Source organism: Actinokineospora sp., assembly GCF_052390155.1.
Lineage (GTDB): Bacteria > Actinomycetota > Actinomycetes > Mycobacteriales > Pseudonocardiaceae > Actinokineospora.
The window spans coordinates 34,951-55,076 of the sequence record NZ_JBQTHF010000007.1 but is presented as its reverse complement, the minus strand read 5'-3'; the positions used below and the strand labels follow the sequence as shown (position 1 = coordinate 55,076).

The window sequence follows — 20,126 nt, the reverse complement described above, 5'->3', positions numbered from 1 at the left end:
CAAGACCCGACGGGCTGATAACCGTGTGTCATCGTCGCAGGCAGAGCGTTACCGTCCCCCTCCACCGTATGCCGATGGCATCCCGACAGGAGAAGATGTCCGGGTGGCACAACCGACGCAGCTTAACCCGACCGAACAGGACGCCTTGGTCAAGCAGATCGGGCTGGCGTTGCTCCGCGCGGCACCGGAGGACTGGGAGTCCATCAGTGTCGACTTCCGGGCCATCGGCAGATACACGGAGGCCACCGGCCGGATCACCTTCGCCGACGAGTCCACGGAGGAGATGCCGATCTCCCCGGACCTCGCGGGCCTGTTCGCCCGGCTGCGCGCGGGGATGTACCGGGAAGGCCGCGGCACCTGGTACAACGCGCGCTACCAGCTCGACCAGCCCTCGGCGTACAACCTGGAGTACGACCGGGAAGAACCCCGGTGGGCCGCGATCCCGCCGCCCCCCGCCTTCGCCGACGACCTGCGCATGTTCCCCCGCGACGAGGAGAACGTCCCGGACTGGCTGGTGCGCCGCATCGCCGCCGCCCGGCCGCCGTTCCGAATGGCCCGCATCTTCGACGGCACCGGCCCGACCGGCCGCCCCGCGATCCACCGCGCTCCCCTGGACGAGTCGTCCCGCGACGACCTGCTGCGCTACCTGGACACCGCGCCCGTGGTCGGTCCCCCGCGCGGTTTCGACACCGACCACCTCGACGAGGAGGGCAGGCAGTCGGTCCCCGTCGCCTTCCACACCGACGGCGTCTGGATCTGGCCCGCGGCCGTCAACTACTACCTGCGGACGCACGGGGTCCCCCCGGAACCCGACCTGCTCGACCACATCCGGCGCGCGGGCTTCACGGTGCCGGAGGTCGAGGACCAGGCCCGCGCCGGTGCGGCGGCGTTCGTCGGCCGCGGCCCGCGGCGACCGGTCGGTCCGCGTCCCGGGATCCCCGGCGGGCCGCCTGGGATGGGTGCGCCGATGCCTGGTGGATCTGGACCCCACGGGGTCGGCGGGCCCGGGATCGGCGGACCTGGTGGGCCCGGGATCGGCGGGCCGGAGGGCCTCGGTGTCGGTGGACCGGGCGCAGGCGGGCCCGGGATCGCTGGTCCTGGTGCCGGTGCTCCTGGGATCAGTGGGCCGGGCGTGGTGGGAATCGGTGGCCCTGATCCGGTTGCCCCTGCCCTGCCGGACAGTCGCGACTTCGCGGGCAAGCAGGCGAGCCCGGCCGACTTGCCTGCCGACCCGACCGTCCTCGATGAACCGTCCCACTCGAATGCGCCTGATGCCGAGGCGGACGAACCCGCGCTGGACAGCCCCGACACAGCCGAGTCCGACTCCGCTGAACTGTCCGAAGATCCAGCAGGCCCGCACGACCCCGAAGCCGAGTCCGGTGCGCCCACAGGCGCCCATGCCGCGGACGACGACATTGCCCACGACGACCTGGCCCACGACGACCTGGCCCACGACGACCTGGCCCATGACGACCTGGCCCATGACGACGTTGCCCACTACGACCCGGTCCAAGACGACCCGGTCCAAGACGACGTTTCCCATGACGACCTGGCCCACCACGACCTGGCCCACCACGACCTGGCCCACGACGTCGCCGTCCAAGGCGTCGAGGACGCGGGTGTGCCTGCCGAAAGTTGGGATTCCGGTCTCTCGGAGTCCTGGGGCCGGACCGCGCCGAGTGAGTCCGCGACCGCCGAGGAGGCCACGGTCGCGCCAGTCGGGACGTGGTCTCCGGCGGCGCAACACCACGACGTAGCCGCGCCGGCACCGGACACGCCCGCCGTGGCGCTGCCGGTTCAGCGGCCGACCGCGGAGACCGTCGACACCGTGCGCGCCCGTCTGGCCGACCTCGGCGTGCCCGACTCGCGGTACCGAATCGGCTCGCCAGAGGGCGCGGCGTGGACGATGGAACAGACCGGCGACGGCTGGCGAGTCGGCTGGTTCGACCGGCAGTTCGTGGCGCCCGCGGTGTTCACCGACGCAGCCGACGCGGCGGCGTTCCTGATGGGCAAGATCCTGCTCGACCCCACGCCCGCGCAGGCGCCCGATCCCGGCCCCAGCACGGTCCGCGCGTCCATCGCCGACCTCGAAGACGACGACGATGACGAGTACGACCGCCGCACCCGGCGCCCAGTGTCACCGTCGCCGCGACCAGTCCAATCCGGCCCCACGGGCGACGACCTGTTCCAACCCGCACACGTCGGCAGGCGGTCGAGCGGTGCGCGGCCGGTCCCGTCCGCGACAGTGGCGGCGCCGGTCCCGTCGTTCGACACCGTGAGCATGCCGGAGCCCGCCCGATCCCACAGCGACGATCCAGTCGGCGACGAGACCAGGCCCGAGGAAGCGTTCACCCGCACTCCCGCAAACCCACTCAGCGACCCGACCAACGGGGAACACGATCCGTCCGCCGGCGCGACCTCACTCTTCGGCGACACGGACGTGTCAGACCCGCCGGGCGCACTGTTCGACTCCAGCGCGCCAGACCGCGCGTTCGGCGGCGAACCCCAACGCCCGGCGAACTCCCTCTTCGGCGGCGCTGACACGCCGGAGCGCGATCAGGCCGTGGACAGCGGCGCACGGGATCGCAGACTCTTCGACAGCACCAGCGTCCCGGAGCACCACACGCCGAGCCCACTGTTCGGCGGCACCACCAAGCCAGAACAGGCGGCATCGGAACCACTCGGCAGCACGCCAACCCGGTCGTTCGGCGAGGCAACCAAGCCGGAACCCTCGGTGTCTGACCCCGGCGACAACACACCGGAACCAGGCCACTCGTTCGGCGGCACCACCACGCCGGACCCGATTTTCGACGACACCAGCAGGCCCGAGCACCGATTCGGCGCCACACCGGAACCGGCAAGCCCACCATTCGGCGGCAGCCGCGAACCCGAACACGCCACGCCACGCCAGGCGTTCGGCAGCCCCACCCACGAACACGCCGCCCCAAGCCCCACCTTCGGCAGCCCCACCCACGAACACGCCGCCCCAAGCACGCCCGAACACGCCGCGGCAAGCCCGACGTTCGGCGGCAGCGCACCAGCGCCCGCCACACCAAACCTCATCTTCGGCGGCACCGCACCAGAGCACGCCACGCCCAGCCCCACATACGGCAGCGGCACGCCAGAGCACGCCGCGCCCAGCCCGATGTTCGGCGGCACCACGGCACCCGACCACCCGACATCCGGTGGCGCGCGCCGGGCGGAGCCGGCCCCGACGGTCACCGCCCCCGTCTCGTCCTTCGGCGGCTCAGGCAGGCCGGAGCCGGAGCCGACGATGGCGGCCCCCATCCCCCGATTCGACGACGACGATGACGACCTCGAACCCCGCCGCACCGCGCCCCGCAGGGTCGAACCGGCGGGACAACCGGGATCGGTCCGCAGGCCACAGGACTGGCCGATCCAGCCCCGGCCAGGCGAGCCCCCGCTGACCCTGTTCCGCGGCAAGCAACTGCTGGAACTGGCGCCCGGCACCGAGATCGACCGATACGGCGAGCCCGGCGGCAACCTGACCTACGCCGCGGGCACACCGTTCGAGCGTCGGTCGCTGGTGCCGGACTGGGTGAGCAGGCCCTACCGCGCCTACCGGGTGATGCGGCCGACGGAGGCGTTGACCGGCGTCGCCATCCCGTGGTTCGAACAGCCGGGCGGCGGCACCGCCTACCTGCTCGGCCGGTCGGTCGCCGAACTGGTGGACAGCGGACACCTGGTCGAGGTCGCCGATCGGGAGCCGCCAAGCAGGCCCTGACGCGCCCGGAGCCGTCATGCGCGGCAACAAGCGCCGCCCAGTCCGTCGCGGCCGGAGCCATCCACCGAAGTCGACTAGTCGATCACCAAGCCGTGGGCGGCGGCGAACGCGACAGCGGTGTCGAGGTCGACGCGGGCACCGCGCAGGTTGGCCTGGACCAGGCCGTCGGCGGTGATGCGGGCACCCCGCAGGTCAGCGCCGCTGAGGTTGGCGCCGCGCAGTCGGGCGCCGGACAGGTCGGCCTCGCGCAGGTCGGTGTCGCGCAGGTCGGCTTCGATGAGGTTGGCCTCGCGGAAGCGCAGGCCGGTCAACGTGGTCGTGCGCAGGGCGGCGCCGGTCATGCCGACGAGGGTGAGGTCGGTGTCGCGCAGGGTGAGCGGGCGCAGCCTGCAGTCGAGGAATGTGGAGCCGATGAGGCTGCACGCGACGAAGTCGCTGTCGGTGAGCGTGGTGCGGTCGAAGGTGCACGAGCGGAACGCCGTGGCCTTGTGTTTGGACTCGCCGAGGTCGGCTCGGGTGAAATCGCAGCGGGTGAAGGTGCAGCCGGACGTGACCAGGCCGCGCAGGTCGGCGTCGCCGAAGTCGCAGTCGGTGAAGTGCCGCTGCTCCCAGTGCCGGCCGTGCAGGTCGCTGTCGCGGTAGTCCTCACCGATGGTCTCCACGACCCCACCCTGTCACGCCGCCCCGACAGTCCGGGACCTACCAGGTGATCCGCACCCGGGAATTTGCGCGCCAGCCGCCCCCGCCTCGAACTGGAGGAGACCGTGGAGGGCCGCCCCGCAACTCGCGGGCTGCGCGACCCCCGCGTTGCGCAGTGACCAGGATGTGCGACCACCGGGGTCAGCGAAAGTCGCGGGACTTCGCCGGGATGCGCAGTTCTAGGTGCTGTAATCGGTCGGCGTAGAGGCTGACCACGCCGTCGACGCTCTCCACGATGCCGCGGACCAGCAGGGCGGAGCTGCCGCGGGCGACGCGGCGGTAGCGGGTCCACAGGCCGGGTGAGCAGACCACGTTGACCATGCCGGTCTCGTCCTCGATGTTGAGGAAGGTGACCCCGCCCGCGGTCTGCGGGCGCTGCCGGTGGGTGACCGCGCCGCCGAGCAGGACCCGGGTTCCTGTGTCTACTTTGGACAGTTCGGCGGCGGACCGGGCGCCGAGGCGGGTGAGGTGCTCGCGGATGAACTGGGTGGGGAAGCTGTCCGGGGACAGGCCGGTGGCCCACACGTCGGCGACGGCGACCTCGATCTCGTCCATGCCGGGCAGTTCGGGCGCGTGCACGCCGACCGCGGTGCCGGGCAGTCGGTCGGGCCGTTCACCCGCCACGGCCCCCGCCGCCCACAGGGCCGCGCGGCGGCGGAGGCCGAAGCAGCCGAACGCGCCCGCCGTGGCCAGCGCCTCGATCTGGGCGCGGGCCAGCGGGACGCGGCGGGCCAGGTCGACCATGTCGCCGTAGGGGGTGGCGCCGCGCTCGGCGACGATGCGGTCGGCCAGGTCGTCGCCGATGGTGCGGACCGCGCCGAGTCCCAGCCGCACGGCCTGTTCGGCGCCGCCCGGCTCGACCGGTTCCAGGGTGGCGTGCGCGCGGCTGGCGTTGATGTCGGGCCCGCGGACGGTGACCCCGTGCCGCCGGGCGTCGGCGACCAGCGACTGGGGCGAGTAGAAGCCCATCGGCTGCGCGCGCAGCAGGGCGGCGCAGAACGCGGCCGGGTGGTACAGCTTGAACCAGGCGCTGGCGAACACCAGGTAGCCGAAGCTCAGCGCGTGGCTCTCCGGGAAGCCGAAGTTGGCGAAGGCCATCAGCTTCTCGTAGATGCGCCCGGCCAGTGCCGCATCGATACCGTGGCCCGCCGCGCCCGCGTAGAAGCGCTCGCGCAGCCGCTCCATCCGGCGGGTGGACCGTTTGGCGCCCATGGCGCGGCGCAGTTCGTCGGCCTCGGCCGGGGTGAAGTCGGCGACGTCGACGGCCATCTGCATCAACTGCTCCTGGAACAGCGGCACCCCCAGCGTCTTGCGCAGCGCGTTCTCCAGGCGCGGGTGGTCGTAGGTGATCTTCTCCAGTTTGTTCTTGCGCCGGATGTAGGGGTGCACCGAACCGCCCTGGATCGGGCCCGGGCGGATCAGCGCGACCTCGACGACCAGGTCGTAGAACTCGCGGGGCCGCAGCCGGGGCAGCGTCGCCATCTGCGCCCGACTCTCCACTTGGAACACTCCGACCGAATCGGCGCGGCACAACATGTCGTAGACGGCCGCGTCGGCCAGGTCGAGCGCGCCGATGTCGACCCGGACTCCGTGGTGCTCGGCGACGAGGTCGACCACGTAGTGCAGCGCGGAGAGCATGCCCAGGCCCAGCAGGTCGAACTTGACCAGGCCGACGGCGGCGCAGTCGTCCTTGTCCCACTGCAGGACCGTGCGGTCGGCCATCCGGGCGGGCTCCACCGGGCAGACCTCGCTGACCGGGCGGTCGCAGATGACCATGCCACCGGAGTGGATGCCCAGGTGGCGCGGGAAGTTCTCCAACTGCCCGGCCAGTTCGAGCACCGCATCGGGGACGTCGAGGTGATTGTCGCCCATCGTGGACCGCAGCGGCCCCCAGCGATCGATCTGCTTGCTCCACGCGTCCTGCTGGCCCGGGGAGTAGCCCAGCGCCTTGGCCATGTCGCGGATCGTGGACTTGGCCCGGTAGGTGACCACGTTCGCCACCTGCGCGGCGTGGCGCCTGCCGTATATGCGGTAGACGAACTGGATGGCCTCCTCGCGGCGGTCGGACTCGATGTCGAGGTCGATGTCGGGCGGGCCGTCGCGGGCCGGGGCGAGGAACCGCTCGAACAGCAGCTCCCAGCGGACCGCGTCGACCCGGGTGATGCCGAGGGCGAAGCAGACCGCCGAGTTGGCCGCCGAACCGCGGCCCTGGCAGAGGATGTCGTTGTCCCGGCAGAACTTCACGATCTCCCAGACCACGAGGAAGTAGCCGGGGAACCCCAGCTCCTCGATGACCCGCAGCTCGTGCGCGAGCTGCGCGTAGGCGCGCGGGCGCTCGGCCGCGGACCCGTACTCCCGCGCGGCGCCCTCGTAGGTCAGCTTCCTGAGGAAGGTGATCTCGGTGTGCCCGTCCGGCACGTCGAAGGGCGGCAGCTCGGGGGCGACCAGACGCAGGTCGAAGGCGATCTGCACGCCGAGCACGGCCGCGCGCCGCACCGCGCCCGGGTGGCGGGCGAAGCGGGCGTGCATCTCCTCCCCCGTGCGCAGGTGCGCGGTGGGCGACGGGGGCAGCCAGCCCGCCAGCTCGTCGAGGCTGCGGCGGGCGCGCACCGCGGCCATGGCGGCGGCGAGGTGGCCCCGGGCGGGGTGCGCGTAGTGGACGGCGTTCGTGGCGATCGTGGGCAGGCCGAGGTCGGCGGCCATCTTGGCGAGCACGTCGTTGCGGTCGGTGTCGTCGGGCAGGCCGTGATCGACCAGTTCCACGAACACCCGGTCGGGGCTGTAGGCGCTGACCAGCAGGCGCAACTGCTCGAACGCGGCCGCCGGACCGGACTCGGCGAGCGCGCCGCGGACCGCGCCCTTGCGACAGCCGGTGAGCACCACGCAGTGCCCGCGGGTCTCCTCGACGACCTCGACCAGGTCGTAGACCGGCTTGCCCTTCTCCTCGCCGCGCAGGTGGGCGGAGGTGAGGACGCGGCACAGCCGGTGGTAGCCCTCCTGGCCGTCGGCGAGCAGCAGCAGATGCTCGCCATCGGGGTCGGCGGCGCCGTTCTGCGGGGCGGTCAGGCCCAGGGTCAGCTCGGTGCCGAACACCGTGCGCATGCCCAGTTCCCTGGCCGCCTCGGCGAACCGGACCACCCCGTACATGCCGTCGTGGTCGGTGAGCGCGACCGCGTCGAGACCGAGCAGCGACGCCGCCTCGACCAGCTCCTCGGGGTGGCTGGCGCCGTCGAGGAAGCTGAAGTTGGAGTGGCAGTGCAGCTCGGCGTAGGGCACGCGGGAATCGCCGTCGGCGTGGTCGGTGACGCCGGGCGGGCCGACACCCGCCGGGGCCACGTACCGGTCGCGGCGCCGGGTCCAGGCGGGGCTGTCGCCGCCGTCGCCGATGTCGGGTGGGCGGCCGGAGAGGATGCGCTCCAGCTCCGACCAGCGCACCGGGGGGTTGTGCCAGCCCATCAGCGCTCCGGCGGGCCGTTCTCCGGGGAGCGGCGCTGCTCCGGGATCAGGGCGGCCAGATCCAGCAGGTCGATCCAGTCGACCGCGGCGGGCTGCTCGTCGTCGTAGGTCATCAGTCGTATATCCCTTCCACGGACCATTTCTCGTTTTCGCGCACCAGCAGGAGCGCGTCTTGACTGTCCTCTTCGGACTGCTCGGCGAGCAGCACCTGCAACCGGGCGCGCCTGCGCGCGACCGCTGGGTCCCACCAGCGCTCGTCGGCGGGCCACGGCCCAGCCCAGCCCACGACCCGCCGCGGCCTGCCGCCGCCGACGGCCACCCCGGCGGGCTCCCCGGAGAGCCGGAAGCGGCCGGTGACCTGGACCTCGGCGCCGTCGCGGTCGAGCACGACGGCGGGCAGCGGCCGGACCGGCACGGTGGCCGGGGACGGGGCGGGTAATCGGCCCGGCCAGGGTTGGTCGGGGGCGGCGGCGGGGGTGCGCTCGTCGCCCCAGGGGACCAGGCGGACCTGGTCGGCGGGGCCGCGGCCGCCGCCGAGGACCGGGGTCAGCACGCCGTCCGGGCCGAGCAGGCCCTGCACGTGGACCATCGCGCGGGCGGCGCGCTCGGCCTGCTCGTCGTGGCCGCCTTGCCAGAGGCCGAGTTGCAGGGCGCGGCCCTCGACGGTCTCCTCCGGTTCGAGGCGCAGCAGGGTGATGCCCGCACTGGGGCGGCTGGTGCCGCGGAGCCAGCCGTCGAGCTGCCAGCGGACCCGGTCGGCGATGCCGGACGGCGTGAGCGGCTCGGCGCAGCGCCACACCCGGCTCAGCTCCTCACCGTTGGCCGTGGCCGCGTGGATGCCGAGGCGCGTGCACGCCAGGCCGTGCGCGGCCAGCCCGGCGTGCAGCCGCTCGGCGAGGCCGCGGGCGACGAAGGCGGCGGCGTCGACCCGGTCGATGGGCGGGTCGGGGTTGTGCGTGACGGACAGGTCGGCAGGCGGGCGCCTGCGGGACGGCGGGCGTTCCTGCAGGCCGCGGGCGAGGCGGTGGGCGAACTCGGCGTCGGCGCCGAACCGGGAGGCCACGTCGCCCGGGGCGAGCGCGGCGAAGGCGCCGAGGGTGCGGATGCCGAGCCTGCGCAGCAGGTCGACCAGCTCCGCGCGGCTGGGCCGCAGCTCGCGGATGCTCAGCGGGGCAAGGAACTCGGCGCTGCCCCCGGGCGCGACGAGCAGCCCGCGGTGGGCGGCGAGGGTGGCGGCGAACAGGCCGTCCGCGATCCCGATCTGGCACTCGGCGCCGGTGCGGGCGGCGACCTGGTCGATCAGCCGCTCGGCGGCGGCCTGCTCGGTGGTGAAGTAGGAGGAGGGCCCGCGCGCCGGGACGGCCACCAGCCCGGGGTGCACCACCTCGACCCCGACCGCCAACTCCTCGACCGCCGCGACCACCGGCTCGAACAGCCGGGCGTCGCGGTCGGGGTCGTCGGGGAAGACGTCGAGGTCGGGGCAGCTGCCCTGGGCCTCCCGGCGGCGCATGTCCCGGTGCACGCCCTCGGCACGGGCGGGCGCGTTGGCCGAGACGACCCGGTTCGCGGCCACCACCACGGCCGGGGCGTCGACGGAAAGCCCGTTGACCGCGCCAGCGGCGACGACCGGCCAGTCAGGACACCAGACGACGAGCAGGCGGACGGCGGACACGGCTTCTCCCCATGGTCAGGCTGGTAGGCGGGGCGTTCGTCGTGGGGAGCCGACTCGCGCTGAGATCGAACATACGTTCGATGGGAGAAGTCGTCAAGTCGGGGGTGTGGACAACTACGCTCGGCGGATCGCGATCGGTGTGGTCGATTCGCCGCGCCGTTCGGCCCGCCTGCTCATCCGACTGCGGAACGATCATGTGCGGGCGGCGGCGGAGGGCTCGGCGAACCCTGCAAGGTGAGGGAGACGCGGACCGGGCGGGCGGCGGCACCGCGGCCCCGAGCGTGGACGTCGACCTGACGGGCACGGAGGTGCCCGTGGCCCGAGCCGAGGCCCGACCAGCGGCCGCGGGTGCAGCGCAGTTCGAGGTCGGCGCCCGGCCACGCGCCGAACGGAAGCAGGACCGAGCCGCGGCTGCGGGCCCGCGCCGAGAGCCTGCGGGCGTGCGCGTCGGTGATCTTCGGGATGGCGACGGCGACCATGTCGAACCCGTCGAGCAGGGCGGCGACCACGCCTGGCAGATCGCCGCCCGGACTGGGCACCAGCGCGAGCCGGTCGACCGCCACCCCCAACTCCCCGGCGGCGAGGACACCGAGGTCGGGCAGCCCCACCACCGCCCCCCACCAGCCGCGAGCGGTGGGCTCGGCCAGGAGGGTGAGTAGCAGGGACGCGGAGTCGCGGACCGCGACGGTGCCGCCGCGGCGCAGGCCGCCCCACGGCAAGAGGGCGGCGAGATCGGCTCGGACGGGGAGAAGTCGGCTCTCACCGGACGCATCGGGGACGCGCTTGTCGGCGCGGGGGTGGCTGCGGGCGCGGGCTTGGGCTTCGCGCGCGGTGGCGAGGTTGGTGGCGGTGTCGCGGGTCAGGTCGGGACGGCGGTTGGACAGGGCGGTGGCGCGGAGGTGGGACGGGAAGGGATCGCGAACGCGGGCGGAACGGCGATTGCGCGAGACGACCAGGCTCCCATCGAACGGGATGGGGCGGCCATCGAGCGGGGGGCAGCGGTCATCAACCGGGATGGGGCGGTCATCAACCGGGATGGGGCGGTCATCAAACACAGCGGCGGCCACTGAACGGGGCGGCGCAGCCGCCGGATGAAGCGGAGCGGCCATCTAGCACGGCAGAGCAGCCATCCAAGAAGGCCAAGCAATGGCCATCGGGCGAGGCGCAGTGGGCATCGAACCGAGGGTCGGAGCGGGGCGAAGCAGCGGGACGACAGAACGGCGTGATCCCCGAGCGACCACCGAACGAAGTCGCCGAGCCACGGTCAAACGCGCCGACCGAGCGGTCAACCCGAGTGACCGGGCCATCGACCAAACCAGCCGAGCGATCGACCAGAGTGACCGGGTGATCAACCAGAGTAACGAGACGAGGGACCACGCGGGATGACCCCGAATAGCGCCCACCCGTGGCGGACCCCTCGACCGGAGACGGACCCTCACTGTCCACTTCGGACGAAACAGGATCGCTGGCTGCTCCCGGATACTTCCCCGCGCCGAAAGCAGCCAGCGACCACACCGCGACCTCCCCACGTCGTCACGCGTACCGCTCAATACGCGGAACAGCCGTGGGGAGACGGCGGCCGGGACAACGGCCTCGACCCCGTCACCCGTTCGAACACTTGTTCGACATCGCCAACACTACCGCGCCCTCCAGCCCTGTCAAGCTAGTGCGCGAAGTGGCGTGTCCCGGTGAGATAGAGCGCCACGCCCGCTGCCTCGGCGGCGGCGATGACCTCGGCGTCGCGCACCGAGCCGCCCGGTTGGACGATGGCGCGGACCCCGGCGTCGACCAGTACCTGCAGGCCGTCCGGGAACGGGAAGTACGCGTCAGACGCTGCCACCGCGCCGGTGGCCCGTTCGCCCGCGCGGGACACCGCGAGCCGGGCGGCGTCGACGCGGTTGACCTGGCCCATGCCGCAGCCGACGGTGGCGCCCGCGTGGGCCAGCAGGATGGCGTTGGACTTGACCGCGCGACAGGCCCGCCACGCGAAGGCGAGGTCGGCCAGGGTGGCGTCGTCGACGGCCGCGCCGGTGGCCAAGGTCCACTTGGCGGGGTTGTCGCCCTCGGCATCGAGGGTGTCCATGGTCTGCAGGAGCAGGCCGCCGGTCACCTGGCGCAGTTCGGCGCCGCCGCGGCGGGGTGGGACGGCCACCAGGACGCGCACGTTCTTCTTGCGGGCCAACACATCCACCGCGCCGTCGGCGTACGAGGGGGCCACCACGACCTCGGTGAAGACCTCCGCGACCTGCTCGGCCATGGCCACGCTGACCTCGCGGTTGGCGGCGATGACCCCGCCGAACGCGCTGACCGGGTCGCACGCGTGTGCGTTGCGGTGCGCGTCCGCGATGTCCACATCGGACACCGCGATGCCGCACGGGTTGGCGTGCTTGATGATCGCCACGCAGGCCGCGGTGTGGTCGTGGGCGGCGCGCCAGGCGGCGTCGGCGTCGACGTAGTTGTTGTACGACATCTCCTTGCCGTGCAACTGCGTCGCGGTGGCCAGGCCAGGGGAACCGTCGCCCTGGGTGTAGAGGGCGGCGCGCTGGTGGGGGTTCTCGCCGTAGCGCAGCACGTTCCGGCGCTGCCACGTCGCGCCGACCCAGCCGGGGAAGCCCGAACCCTCGTCGTCGGGGGCGAGGAAGCTGCCCATCCAGGACGCCACCGCGACGTCGTAGGACGCGGTGTGCCGGAACGCGGCGCCCGCCAGCGCCTGCCGGTCGGCCAGGGTGAAACCACCCGCGGCGACCTCGGCGAGCACCCAGTCGTAGCGGGCTGGGTCGACGACGACAGCCACGCAGGCGTGGTTCTTGGCCGCGGCGCGCACCATGGCCGGGCCGCCGATGTCGATCTGCTCGACGCACTCCTCGACCGACGCGCCCGACGCCGCCGTCTTCACGAACGGGTACAGGTTCACCACGAGCAGGTCGAACGGCGCGATGCCGAGCTGGTCGAGCTGCTCGACGTGCGCGGGGTTGCGGGTGTCGGCGAGCAGACCGGCGTGCACGTGCGGGTGCAGTGTCTTCACCCGGCCGTCGAGCGACTCGGGGAAGCCGGTGACCTGCTCGACCGGGGTGACCGGCACGCCCGCGTCGGCGAGGGTCTTCGCGGTGCCGCCGGTGGACACGATCTCCACCCCGGCCGTGTGCAGGCCGGTGGCCAACTCCAGGAGACCGGCCTTGTCCGACACGCCGATCAGCGCTCGGCGGACCGGCCGCCGCCGCTGGGCAGACTCCGTCACGGGATGCTCACCTTTCGTCCGTCTACGGTGTATCCGTCGCGCGCCATCCTGGTCACCACGTCGACCAGGAGCCGCCGCTCCACCGCCTTGATCCGTTCGTGCAGGGTGGCCTCGTCGTCGCCCGGCGCCACCTCGACGGCGGCCTGGGCGATGATCGGGCCGGTGTCCACGCCGCTGTCGACCAGGTGCACTGTGCTGCCGGTGACCCGAACGCCGTAGGCGAGCGCATCGGCGACCGCGTGCGCCCCGGGGAACGCGGGCAGCAGCGCGGGATGGGTGTTGACCACGCGACCGCCGAACCGGTCGAGGAACGCGGGGCCGAGGATCTTCATGAACCCGGCGGACACCACCAGGTCGGGGCGGTGCGCGGCGACTGCCTCGGTGAGCGCCTTGTCCCAGGCCGCCCGATCCGGGTGATCACTGAGCCGGACGGCGAACGCGGGCAGGTTCGCGCGTTCGGCGCGGGCGAGGCCCTCGATGCCGCCCCGGTCGGCGCCGACGGCGACCACGCGCAGCGGACCGCTGGTCTCGTCGAGCAGGGCCTGCAACAGGGTGCCGGTCCCGGACACCAGAACGACGACCCTGGCGGGCGCGGCGGGCTGGTACTGGGCGGTCAGCGTGGACTCCTGCGAGGGCTGGAACGGGATAGCCCCAGCGTATTCCGTGCGGGATTGATCTTGCTCAGCGGCCCGCGACTGGCTCCTCGGGCTCGTCGGGGTCGGCGTCGGTCTCTTCGAGGGACTCGTCAACGGCCTCTTCGGCAGACTCATCGGCAGCATCTTCAGCAGGGTCTTCAGCGGAGTCTTCGGCAAGATCCTCGGCAGGGTCGTCCTCGACGGGATCTTCGTCCGAGTCGTCCTCAGCGTCGTCCAACAGGCCGGTCGGGCCGTCCGAAACCGGGTGCGGTCCGCCGAACCACGCCACCAGCGCGCCCGGCACGGCGACCCAGCCGACCAACGCGACCGACAGCAGCGCGGCCCGCAGGTCGAGCGGGTCGAAGGGGCCGCCGCCGAGCGCGCCGCCCGCGCTGCCGCCCAGGATCGCGAAGCTCAGCGCCACCACCACCGAGGCCACCGCGACCGCGCGCAGCCGCGCTGTCGGCGATTCGTCGACATCCCGCAGCACCCTGCCCACCAGCACGCCCACCGCCGCGGGCAGCGCGAACAGCAGCAGCCACCACGGCGCGTACCGCTCGGGCAACGCGCTGAGCAGCGGCAGCGCGGGCACCGGACCGCCGGAGAAATCCAGCGGCCCGACGGACACCGACCCCAGCGCGAACCCCGGCCCGGCCGCGAACGCGGTACCCGCGACCACGGCGTTGGGCAGGTAGCCCGCGGACAGCAGGAGCATGCCGACGCCGCCACCCAGGCCGTCCAAAGCGAACATGCCCTTGGCCGTGTCGAACGACGTGACCAGGCCGAACGCCGTCACCAGCGCGCCGACAGCCAGCAGCGCCGCGACCGCCAGCAGCCCCGCGCGCAGGCCGCGCAGGGCGAGGACGTCGACCCGCTCGGCCACCCACGCGGGCAGCCCGGCCTGGCGCACCACGCCCAGACTCGCGGCCAGCCCGGCCAGCAGCGCCGGGTAGTAGAACCCCGCCAGCGGGTCGACCGTGACCTCGCCGCCGGAGATGAACAGGGCCACGGCCAGACCGAACGCCGCGTGCGCGGCGACGACGACGAACACGACGTGCGCGGCGTCGCGCGGGCCGCGCACGCCGATCCGCTCGGCAGCGCCCGCCGCGGTGCGGGCGACCATCAGCAGCACCAGCAGGGTCGGCAACAGCGGCAGCGCGCCCAGCAGGTGGCCCTGCACGCCGAGCGGGACCTGGTGGGCGGCGAGCCAGCCGGGCAACGCGGCGCCGAGCACGCCGACGGTGGAGAAGTGCGCCAGCGGCGCGATCGCGGTGACCAGCGCGAGCAGCGCGGCCACGGCCGCGTACCCGGCGAGCAACGGACCGAGGGCCGCGACCGCCAGCACCCGCGCGCGGACAGCCGCGCCGACCTGCGGTTCGACCAGGTCGGCGTCGGCCTCCACCAGGTCGGACGGCAACGCCATGCGGCCACTCTGACAGCACGGCCGCGCCCGGCCGACCGAGCCACGCCGCCTGTCAACCGATCCGGTGAACACGGTCACAAACGACAGGGGCGGCACCGGATGTCCGGTACCGCCCCTGTCGTGGAAGCTCTCAGCCCTGCTGCTGCGGGTAGCCGCCCGGGGGCGTACCCGGCGGCGGCTGCTGGCCGAACTGGCCCTGCTGCGGCGCGAACGTGGTCTGCTGGCCGGGAATCGGCTGACCGTACGGGTTGGGCTGCATCGGCTGCTGGAACTGGCCGGACGCCGGGTTGTAGCCGCCGGGCTGGCCGAAGTGGCCGGGCTGGGCCATACCGGGCTGCGGCGGCTTGATGACGCCGACCTCGAACAGCAGCGCCACCACGGCCCCGATGGACTGCAGGATGCCGAAGATGAGCACCATGATGGCGCCCGCCTTCATCTCCGCGTCGAAGGCGATGACGGTGAACAGAAAGCCGAGCGCGCCGCCGAGGGTGACCGCGACCGAGCTGACGCCGACCTTCCGGTCGCCCGGCAGGATCGCGCCGAGCGCCAGCATGCCGCCCATGAACAGCAGGGCGGGCACCCAGCCGAACGCGCTCTCGTAGAAGCCCGCCTCGCCCGCCACCGACGCGAAGCCGAGGAACAGGTTCAGCAACCCGAGGCCCGCGACCGCCAAGTGCAGGATCTGCGCCATGCCGAGCTTGGGGCCGCCGCCCGCGACGGGTGCGGGGCCGTAACCCTGCGGTGGCTGCTGCGGTCCTGGGCCCGGGTATCCGCCCGGCGCACCGCCTGGGTAGGTCATCGCGTGCATCTCCTCAAGTTCGACTCGACGCGATTGGAACATTCAGAGCTGGCGAAAACGCTAGCCCATCTCGACATTTCGACGGACACCGGCAGGTGCGGGTTCCGTGCGGGCCGGGAAACAGCCGGGGCGGGACGCTACCTGCGTCCGGCCCCACCATGCCGGCAATCGATCAGCCGCGCGCCTGGAACAGCTCACGCGCGAGGGACGCGGTCTCCGACGGCGTCTTGCCGACCTTGACCCCGGCGGCCTCCAGGGCCTCCTTCTTCGCCTGCGCGGTGCCCGCCGAGCCGGAGACGATGGCGCCCGCGTGGCCCATGGTCTTGCCCTCGGGGGCGGTGAAGCCCGCCACGTAGCCGACAACCGGCTTGGTGACGTGCTCGGCGATGTAGGCCGCGGCCCGCTCCTCGGCGTCGCCGCCGATCTCGCCGATCATCACGATCAGTTCGGTGTCCGGGTCCTGCTCGAACGCGGCGAGCGCGTCGATGTGCGTGGTGCCGATGATCGGGTCGCCGCCGATGCCGACCGCCGACGAGAAGCCGATGTCGCGCAGCTCGAACATCATCTGGTAGGTCAGCGTGCCGGACTTCGACACCAGGCCGATCTTGCCCGCGCCGGTGATGTCGGCCGGGATGATGCCCGCGTTGGACTTGCCGGGACTGATCAGGCCGGGACAGTTCGGGCCGATGATCTGCGTCGCGTTGCCCTTGGCAACCGCGTGCGCCCAGAAGTACGCCGAGTCGTGCACCGGGATGCCCTCGGTGATGATCACGGCCAGGCCGATCCCGGCGTCGATCGCCTCGATGACGGCGTCCTTGGCGAACTTCGGCGGCACGAAGATGACCGAGACGTCCGCGCCGGTCGCCTCCATGGCCTCGGCGACGGTCGCGAAGACCGGCAGCGAGACGCCCTCGATCTCGACCTTGGTGCCCGCCTTGCGCGGGTTGACGCCGCCGACGATGTTGGTGCCGGACTTGAGCATCCGGCCCGTGTGTTTGGTGCCCTCGGAGCCGGTCATGCCCTGGACGATGACCTTGCTCTGCTCGGTGAGGAAAATCGACACAGCAGATCGCTCCCTATTCCGCTGCCGCAGCCGCGAGCTCGGCGGCCTTGTCGGCCGCGTTGTCCATCGTGTCCACCACGGTCACCAGCGGGTGGTTGGCCTCGGCCAGGATGCGCCTGCCCTCGTCGACGTTGTTGCCGTCGAGCCGGACGACCAGCGGCTTGGTGGCCTCGTCGCCCAGTAGCTTGAGCGCCTCGACGATGCCGTTGGCGACCTCGTCGCACGCGGTGATGCCGCCGAAGACGTTGACGAACACCGACCTGACCGCGGGGTCGCCGAGGATGATGTGCAGGCCGTCAGCCATCACCTCGGCGGACGCGCCGCCGCCGATGTCGAGGAAGTTGGCGGGCTTCACACCATTGTGCTTCTCGCCCGCGTAGGCCACGACGTCCAAAGTGGACATGACCAGACCGGCGCCGTTGCCGATGATGCCGACCTCGCCGTCGAGCTTGACGTAGTTGAGGTCCTTCTCTTTGGCGGCGGCCTCCAGCGGGTCCTCCGCGTCCTTGTCCACCAGGTCGGCGTGCGCCGGGTGCCGGAAGCCGGCGTTCTCGTCGAGGGTGACCTTGCCGTCCAGCGCGATGACCTTGTCCTGCGGGTCGCGGACCAGCGGGTTCACCTCGACCAGCGTCGCGTCCTCGGCCACGAAGGCGGCCCACAGCTTGACGATGACGTCGGCGGCCTGGTCGGCGACCGCGGCCGGGATCTTGGCGGCGGCGGCGATCTCCCGCGCCTTGGCCAGGTCGACGCCCTCGATGGCGTCGATCGCGATCTTGGCCAGCGCCTCCGGGCGCTCCACGGCGAGCTGCTCGATGTCCATGCCGCCCTCGGCCGACGCCATCGCGAGGAAGGTGCGGTTGGCGCGGTCGAGCAGGAAGGAGAAGTAGTACTCCTCGGCGATGTCGGACGCGACGGTCACCAGCACCTTGCGGGTGATGTGGCCCTTGATGTCGAGCCCGAGGATGGCCTCGGCCTTGGCGTGGGCGTCGGTCGGGTCGTCGGCGAGCTTCACGCCGCCCGCCTTGCCGCGTCCGCCGGTCTTGACCTGCGCCTTGATGACAACGGTCTGGCCGAGCCGCTCCGCGATGCCGCGGGCTTCCTCGGCGGTGCTTGCCACGTCGCCCGGCAGGACCGGGACCCCGTGGGCGGCGAAGAGATCCTTCGCCTGGTACTCGTACAGGTCCACTCGACAGTCTCCTGACTCCGGTGTCGACGTGCTGCTGTCGGACGCAGGAAACCCTAGCGACCAGCGCATTCGGTCGACACTTGGCACCCGGTGAGTTCGGTCACCGGCCGTGGTGGGCGGCGGCCCAGGCCACCGCGTCGCCGAGACCCAGCACCACGATGTCGGCGGCGTCGCGCTCGGCGAGCAGGGCGGCCACGGTGTCACCGCGCTCGTCGACCGCGACGGCGTCAGCATCCTCCTGCAGCACGGTGTCCACGACCTGGGCCGGACTCGCCGCGTGGCCGGTGTAGATCACCTCGGCACCCGCGTCCCGCAGTTCGCGCGCGACGGGGTGCGCGGCGGAGTCGGCGCCGAGTTCGGCGAGCACGACCCGCAGCCGGGCGCTCACCGGCGGGCACTCTCGGGCGCCCGGGTGGCAACGGCCACCACGGCGGCCACCACCAGTGCTGCCACGCAGGCCAGCGACAACCAGGTGCCCGCGCCGGGGGCCGAGTTCTCGGCGCGGGCGGCGGTGAGCGGGTACTCCAGCAGGTGCGTGCCGACGAGCCCGGCGGCCCCGAGCAGCAGGGCGCTCGCGCGCGCCTGCCGCGCGACCGGGGCGATCGCGATGACCGCGAGCAGGACGAGCAGCGCCAGCAGCAGGCCCCAGGAGGCGAGCCGGAACTCGGTCCAGACGCCGGGGGCGACCAGGGCGGGCGCCTTGATCGCGGGCAGGCCGAAGGCGCCGATGCCGAAGAGGGCGGCGGCCGCCAGCGGCGCGGTCAAAGTGGTGTTGGCGCGGCGCTCGGTGAGGTCGACGTCGTCGCGCTCGGCGCCACCCGCGATAGCCGCGACGGCGGCGGCGGCGCCGGACAACAGGATCGCGGCGCCCGCGAACCAGACGCCCGCGCCGACCTGGACGGCGTCGGTCACGCCGGAGGCGGTGAACGCGGCGTCGAGCGTGCTGGCACCCGCGAGCGGCACCGCGGCCAGCGCGACGGTGAACGCCGGGCGCACCCCGGCCGCGGCGCGCGGGATCAGCAGGGCGACCGCGAGTCCGAGGACCAGCAGGCCTGCGGGGACGAACAGCCGGTTGGAGTAGCCGACCGGCGCGTCGAGCCCGTCGGCGACCACGAGCTGGGTGCCGAACGCCGCGGCCAGCGCGGCCGCCCCGGTGACCAGCCCCAGCACGCCCGCGGCGAGCCGCAGTCCGCCCGACTCCAGCCGCACCGGCGACTCGGCGGTCCGCACGGCGGGCTCCGGCCGGGTGAGCAGCCAGACAGCTGCGGTGAGCAGCAGCATCCCGCCCAGGGCCAGGTACGGCCCGGGTGCGGGCGTCAAGCGGTCGACGGTCTGGCCTGCGACAACCTGCGGGACGGTCACCGCGGCGACCCCCGCGGCCACACCGAGCATCACGCCGCGGGCGACCGAGCGCCGGGCAGAGCCCGCCGCGAACACCGACGCCGCCGCGGCGGCCACGGCGAGCGCGAGCGTCCCGTACCGGGCGAACGCCGGGCTGTCGATGACGTCCTTGGCGAGCTGGAAGGCGTCGGCGGAGCGGAACGGCGAGAGCAGCAGCCCGATCGCGACCACGGTGCCCGCGAGCAGGGCGAGCAGCAGCGAGGCGCCCTGGGCGCCGGTCGAGCGGTCGGCGGAGTGGTCGTCGAACTCGGTGGCGTAGGCCGTGCCCGGCAGGGCGCCCGCCCGGCCGACCGCGAGCGCGCCCGCGACCCCGAGGGCGAGGTGGCCCCCGAGCAGTACCCACAGGCCTGCGCTCGGGACCAGCGGCGTCAGGCTCGTCGGCACCAGGATCTCCGGCCGCGAGGTCAGCAGCGGGTCGGCGACGAACTGCAGGTCGACCAGGGCGCGGCCGGGTGCCAGCAGTGCCGCCCCGACCAGGACCCCCGCCGCCGCCACCGGCCTGCGCGCGGCGACGAACCCCGCCGCGAGCAGCGGCGGCAGCGCGGCGAGCACGAGGAGCAGCGGAACGGCGGCGAACCCGCGGGCAGGAGAGTCGGCGACCAGGCCTTGAACCGGGCCGACGACCTGCAGGACCGCGCCTGCGACCGCGAGCCCGAGCGCGGCGCGGAGCCGAGTGGGGACCTCGGACCACCCGATCCGCTCGCCGGGAGCGGGGACAGGATGGGGGTTGCCCACTCGGTCCGCGGCGCGGACGAGCGGCAGGTTGGTCCGCGAAGTCATCGAGACAACGCTAGCAAGCCGATTTCCGG

General features: G+C 73.1%; 13 protein-coding genes. 1 reads left to right on the top strand and 12 read right to left on the bottom strand.

Annotated features, from left to right (window positions below):
* Window positions 1-103 precede the first annotated feature (103 nt).
* Window positions 104-3,745 carry a glycohydrolase toxin TNT-related protein gene (locus ACT4N7_RS03475; protein WP_444827090.1) on the top strand — a complete coding sequence of 1,214 codons (3,642 nt, stop codon included), beginning with the start codon at window positions 104-106 and terminating at the stop codon, window positions 3,743-3,745.
* Window positions 3,746-3,819: 74 nt separating this feature from the next.
* Here the strand turns inward: ACT4N7_RS03475 and ACT4N7_RS03470 are convergent, their stop codons facing one another.
* From ACT4N7_RS03470 to ACT4N7_RS03415, 12 genes are all read right to left on the bottom strand, one after another.
* Window positions 3,820-4,407 carry a pentapeptide repeat-containing protein gene (locus tag ACT4N7_RS03470; RefSeq protein WP_444827089.1) on the bottom strand — a complete coding sequence of 196 codons (588 nt, stop codon included), beginning with the start codon at window positions 4,405-4,407 and terminating at the stop codon, window positions 3,820-3,822.
* Window positions 4,408-4,585: 178 nt separating this feature from the next.
* Window positions 4,586-7,900: an error-prone DNA polymerase gene (locus ACT4N7_RS03465; RefSeq protein WP_444827088.1), complete on the bottom strand. Its 3,315-nt coding sequence runs from the start codon at window positions 7,898-7,900 to the stop codon at window positions 4,586-4,588.
* Between the two features lie 112 nt (window positions 7,901-8,012).
* The gene (locus ACT4N7_RS03460; protein ID WP_444827087.1) at window positions 8,013-9,572 is read right to left on the bottom strand and encodes a DNA polymerase Y family protein; all 1,560 of its coding nucleotides are present in this window, start codon (window positions 9,570-9,572) and stop codon (window positions 8,013-8,015) included.
* A 173-nt stretch (window positions 9,573-9,745) separates the two neighbouring features.
* Window positions 9,746-10,627, bottom strand: coding sequence for a hypothetical protein (locus tag ACT4N7_RS03455; RefSeq protein WP_444827086.1), 882 nt, complete (start codon window positions 10,625-10,627; stop codon window positions 9,746-9,748).
* A gap of 608 nt (window positions 10,628-11,235) precedes the next feature.
* Complete coding sequence (gene purH, locus ACT4N7_RS03450) at window positions 11,236-12,810, bottom strand: bifunctional phosphoribosylaminoimidazolecarboxamide formyltransferase/IMP cyclohydrolase (protein WP_444827085.1); 1,575 nt, start codon at window positions 12,808-12,810, stop codon at window positions 11,236-11,238.
* Window positions 12,807-13,427, bottom strand: coding sequence for a phosphoribosylglycinamide formyltransferase (gene purN, locus ACT4N7_RS03445; protein WP_444827183.1), 621 nt, complete (start codon window positions 13,425-13,427; stop codon window positions 12,807-12,809). Before purN ends, purH begins: the two co-directional genes overlap by 4 nt.
* 64 nt (window positions 13,428-13,491) lie before the next feature.
* Window positions 13,492-14,868, bottom strand: a complete 1,377-nt coding sequence (locus tag ACT4N7_RS03440; protein WP_444827084.1) for a cell division protein PerM — start codon at window positions 14,866-14,868, stop codon at window positions 13,492-13,494.
* A gap of 130 nt (window positions 14,869-14,998) precedes the next feature.
* Complete coding sequence (locus tag ACT4N7_RS03435) at window positions 14,999-15,667, bottom strand: DUF5336 domain-containing protein (RefSeq protein WP_444827083.1); 669 nt, start codon at window positions 15,665-15,667, stop codon at window positions 14,999-15,001.
* A gap of 172 nt (window positions 15,668-15,839) precedes the next feature.
* Window positions 15,840-16,730, bottom strand: coding sequence for a succinate--CoA ligase subunit alpha (gene sucD / locus ACT4N7_RS03430; protein WP_444827082.1), 891 nt, complete (start codon window positions 16,728-16,730; stop codon window positions 15,840-15,842).
* Between the two features lie 13 nt (window positions 16,731-16,743).
* A complete protein-coding gene (gene sucC, locus ACT4N7_RS03425) occupies window positions 16,744-17,916 on the bottom strand; it encodes an ADP-forming succinate--CoA ligase subunit beta (protein WP_444827081.1) in 1,173 nt (390 codons plus the stop codon).
* A 100-nt stretch (window positions 17,917-18,016) separates the two neighbouring features.
* Window positions 18,017-18,304 (bottom strand): hypothetical protein, encoded by a 288-nt coding sequence (locus ACT4N7_RS03420; protein ID WP_444827080.1) that lies wholly within the window; start codon window positions 18,302-18,304, stop codon window positions 18,017-18,019.
* Window positions 18,301-20,097 (bottom strand): hypothetical protein, encoded by a 1,797-nt coding sequence (locus ACT4N7_RS03415; RefSeq protein WP_444827079.1) that lies wholly within the window; start codon window positions 20,095-20,097, stop codon window positions 18,301-18,303. Before ACT4N7_RS03415 ends, ACT4N7_RS03420 begins: the two co-directional genes overlap by 4 nt.
* Window positions 20,098-20,126 lie beyond the last annotated feature (29 nt).